At 55.4% G+C, this 1,111-nt stretch carries 1 protein-coding gene and 1 pseudogene; one reads left to right on the top strand and one right to left on the bottom strand.

Annotated elements, in window-relative coordinates; all coding sequences use genetic code 11:
* Window positions 1–630, top strand: a pseudogene (locus BFP70_RS08600) (IS3 family transposase); the annotation flags it as partial.
* 256 nt (window positions 631–886) lie between these two features.
* Here the strand turns inward: BFP70_RS08600 and BFP70_RS21225 are convergent.
* Window positions 887–1,111, bottom strand: a 225-nt coding sequence (locus BFP70_RS21225; protein ID WP_218059654.1) for a hypothetical protein, incomplete at its 5' end; no start/stop codon positions are given.

The raw sequence follows: 1,111 nt of genomic DNA, 5'->3' as shown, positions 1-1,111 counted from the left end.
AAGTTGGCCCGCGCCGCGTCGCCCGGATCATGCGTGACAACGGCATTCAGGTTCTGCGCAGCCGTAAATTCAAGCGCACGACCGACAGCGACCACAGCTTCAACATCGCCCCGAACCGTCTGAACCAGGACTTCACGGCGACGGCGCCAAACCAGAAGTGGGCCGGGGACATCACTTATATCTGGACCCGCGAGGGTTGGTCCTATTTGTCTGTTATTATTGATCTATATTCGCGGCGTGTGATCGGTTGGGCGATCAGTAACCGCATGAAGCAGGACTTGGCGCTACGTGCCTTGGACATGGCAATCGCGCTACGCCGACCACCGCCTGGCTGCATTCACCACACCGATCGCGGCGCGCAATACTGTGCCCACGAGTACCAGAAGCGCCTTCGTCGTCACAAACTCTTGCCTTCGATGAGCGGCAAAGGAAATTGTTACGACAATTCGGCGGTCGAGAGCTTCTTCAAATCTCTTAAAGCCGAGTTGATCTGGCGAAACACATGGCAAACACGCCGGGATGTCGAGGTCGCGGTGTTCGAATACAGCAACGCTCTCTCATAACCCGCGCAGGCGCCATTCAGCCTTGGACGGAAAATCACCCGTGGCCTTCGAAAAGATCGCCGCCTAAGATGAGCAACACACCGGAACAGAAACGGTGCAGGTCCAAGAAGCGACCGTTCGCGATATCGCGGCCAAGAGGAAAGTGGCGATGTTAGCGTTCGAGCGGAGCCGCCAAGCGCGATAGTTAAAGCCACCCCTGCGTTCAGGTCAGTACATTGCTTGAAAGTGAACCAAGGTCGAACGCATCGGGCATTATAGACGAAAATTAATATTTATCTGTAAGCGGCGCGCGAGGCACTCCGTGGTGGTAGTTGGTGCAGATATTATGCGTATGACCTTGCTCGATACGGCTGCCTACCACTTCGATTGATTCGAAGAATGGCCCCCTTGGTCCGGTCGAAAGCCGGTGAAATGTGCCGATCCGCCGTGCTGACGGCCAAAAATTTGCGAAAAACTTCAAGCAACCGCCTCAGGAGAGTTTGCGAAAAATAGTTTTTCAAGCCGGTTGCCGCCAGCGGGTTCTGGAGATCGGCCGCACTGCGGTCTTT

Origin of the sequence: Thioclava sp. SK-1 (assembly GCF_001705665.1) — a bacterium.
Taxonomy (GTDB): domain Bacteria; phylum Pseudomonadota; class Alphaproteobacteria; order Rhodobacterales; family Rhodobacteraceae; genus Thioclava.
Note: the sequence above shows the minus strand (reverse complement) of the source record. Positions and strands in the feature narration are given on the sequence as shown.